The following is a 3,395-nucleotide window of genomic DNA, read 5'->3' on the forward strand; positions in this document are numbered from 1 at the left end:
AAAGGGATCCGCGACAAACCGCTCCGCCGTCAACGCCGGCCGCCCCAGATACCCCCGCGACAACCCGACCCCGGCAATCCCCAGCTCACCATCAACACCAACCGGCACCACACCCAACGCCGCATCCACCACATGCAACCGCACACCCGGCAACGCACCACCCACCGGCGCCGGACCAACACCACCATCCACCAGCGTAAACGTCGAATCGACCGTCGCCTCCGTCACCCCGTACGCCGTCACCAGCTGGACCCCAGAACCCAACACCGCCCGCGCTCGCGCCACCGACTCCAACCGCCACACATCCGTCGTCACCACGACCAGCCGCAACGCCGGAAGAGACACCCCGGTCCGCTCCAGGTAGTCGACGAGATCATCCAGATAGCGCGGGGCACACTCCAACGCCTCGACACGCTCATCCGACAACACCCGCCACCACTGCGGCGCCGACAACTGCACACCCGGCTCACCCAGCACCAACGTCCCACCCGACGCCAGAGCACGAACCACATCACCGGTGAACACATCGAAGCTCGCACTCGCCAGACTCAACCAACGAAGGCCAGCACCACCCAAATACGCACCCGACCAACCGGCGAAAACCCCCAACAACGCCGCATGCGGCACCACCACACCCTTCGGCACACCAGTCGAACCCGACGTGTAAATCACACACGCCGCACCACGCCGCACCGAACCCACCAACGGCGCCTCGAGAGACAGATGCTCCTCAGTGATCACCACCTCCACACCCGCATCCGCGACCATGAACTCCAGCCGATCCACCGGATACTGCGGATCCAACGCCAGATACGCCGCACCCGCCCGCCACACCGCCAACACCGCCACCACAAGATCCACACCACGCGGCAGACGCACCCCGACCACCGACTCGGCACCCACACCCACCGACCGCAACCAACCCGCCAACGCACCAGACCGCGACCACAACTCGGCATACGACAACTCGCCGTCACCCGCGCGCACCGCCACCCCGGTACCCGACGGATCGATCAACGCATCCACACCGTCCACATCGGGCAATACCACCGGCGTGTCGTTCCACGACGACAGCTCGGCCCGCTCCCGGGCCGTCAACAGGTCCACCTGCGACAGCCGCAGGCCCGAATCCTGCGCCACCGCGGCCAGCACCGTCCCGAGGTGGCCCGCCAGGCGGCGCATCCGCGGCAACGAGAACAGTGCCGTGCTGAACTCCAGCGAGCCCACCAGGCCGGCGCCGGACTCGCGCACGGTCAGGGTGAGGTCGTAGAGGGCGGGGACCTCGATCACGCCGGGATCCAGGGCGGCGCCGTCGCCGGCGACGTAGGAGAACAGCACCTGGAACAGCGGGGTCCGGGAGCGGTCGCGGTCGGCGGACAACTCGTCGACCAGGTGCTCGAACGGCACGTCCTGGTGGGCGTACGCGGCCAGGGTATCCGACCGGACGCGGGCCAGCAGCTGCGCGAACGTCGGGTCGCCGGAGAGGTCCGTGCGCAGGACGAGGGTGTTGACGAAGTAGCCGATCAGACCCTCGATCTCGGCCCGGTTCCGGTTGGCGATCGGCGTGCCGACCACGATGTCGTCCCGGCCCGAGTACCGCGACAGCAGCAGACCGAACGCCGACAGGACCGTCATGAACATCGTCGCGCCGGCGTCGCGCGCCGCCGCCCGCAGGCCGTTGGCCACCGCGGGCGGCACCGCGAACTCGAAGGCCACGCCCTCGGCCGAGCGCACCGCCGGGCGGGGGCGGTCGGTCGGCAGGTCGAGGGTCGGCGTGCTGGCCAGGCGTCCCCGCCAGTACCCGGTCTGCGCCGCGAGGACGTCGCCCGTCAGCCACTGGCGCTGCCAGGCGGCGAAGTCGGCGTACTGCACCGGCAGCTCGGCGAGGACCTCTCCCGCGTACAGTGCGGCCAGCTCGCGGCGCAGTACGACCGCCGACCACTCGTCGCTCACGATGTGGTGCATGGCGAGGGCGAGCACGTGTTCGCCGGCGGCGAGCCGCAGCACGGTCGCCCGGATCAGCGGCCCGGCGGCGAGGTCGAACGGCGCCTGCCGGTCGGCGGCCAGCCAGGCTTCGACCCCGTCGGCGGGCAGGTCGACGACCGGCAGCGCGAACCGCTCGGGCGCCGGGTCGATCACCTGCCACGGCACGCCGTCGTTGTCGTCGACGAGCCGGGTCCGCAGCATCTCGTGCCGGTCGACCAGCGCGGCGAGGGCCACGGCGAGGGCGTCGACGTCGAGGTCGCCGGGCCACCGGATGGTCATCGAGACGTTGTATTCGGCCGAGTCCGGCTCGAGCCGGTGCAGGAACCACAGCCGCCGCTGCGCGAACGACAGCGGCAGCGGCTCGCCGCGCTCGACGGGCTCGATCGGGGGCGCCGCATCGCCGGGCGCGGCCGCGTCGATCGCCGACGCCAGCCCGGCGATCGTCGGGGCGTCGAAGAGTGCCGCCACCGGCACCTCGACCCCGAACACGCTCCGGACCCGCGACACGACCCGGGTGGCGAGCAGCGAGTGACCGCCGAGCGCGAAGAAGTTGTCGTGCGCCCCGACCCGGTCGACGCCGAGCAGCTCGGCCCACACGTCGGCGAGGACCTCCTGCGTGGTCCCGCGCGGCGGCGCGTACCCGCCGAGCTCCGGCCGCGCGCCGTCGACGGCCGGCAGCGCCGCCCGGTCGACCTTGCCGTTGCGGTTCAGCGGCAGCCCGGCCAGCTCCACGAACACGGCCGGCACCATGTACTGCGGCAGCCGACCGGCCGCCCAGTCCCGCAGCCCGTCGGCCTCGCCGACCACGTAGGCGACCAGCCGCTCCCCGTCGGCGAGCACCACCGCGTCCGTCACCGCGGGGTGCGCACGCAGCACGTGCTCGACCTCGGCCGGCTCGATCCGGAAGCCGCGCACCTTCACCTGCTCGTCGGCTCGGCCGACGAACTCGAGGGTGCCGTCGGCGCGCCAGCGGGCCACGTCACCCGAGCGGTACAACCGGCCGCCGGCCTCGGCCGCGACGAACCGCTCCGCGGTCAGCTCCGGTCGACCCGCATACCCACGGGCCACACCCGAGCCACCGATGTAGATCTCGCCCGGTACGCCCACCGGAACGGGGGTCAACGACCGGTCGAGCACTCGCACGCGCACGTTGCCCAGTGGTGTCCCGATCGACGGCGCGGTCGTCTGACCGGGCGGGCAGTCACCGATGGTCGCCATGACCGTCGCCTCGGTCGGACCGTAGGTGTTCACCAGCCGCGCACGACCCGACCACACCCCGGCCAGCTGTGAACTCAACCGTTCCGCACCCACCACCCACGTGTCGACACCGGGCACCGCGGCCGGGTCCAGCTGGCCGAGCAGCGACGGGACCACACTTGCCGAACCCACACCCGTGCGCGCCAGCAACG

At 71.6% G+C, this 3,395-nt stretch carries 1 protein-coding gene; it reads right to left on the bottom strand.

The features are described from left to right. The coding region (locus tag Dsi01nite_RS56640) for a condensation domain-containing protein (protein ID WP_203854843.1) at positions 1 to 3,360 on the bottom strand (3,360 nt) is incomplete at its 3' end. Between the last annotated feature and the right edge of the window lie 35 nt (positions 3,361 to 3,395).

Origin of the sequence: Dactylosporangium siamense (assembly GCF_016862795.1) — a bacterium.
In the GTDB taxonomy this organism is placed as follows: Bacteria; Actinomycetota; Actinomycetes; order Mycobacteriales; family Micromonosporaceae; genus Dactylosporangium; species Dactylosporangium siamense.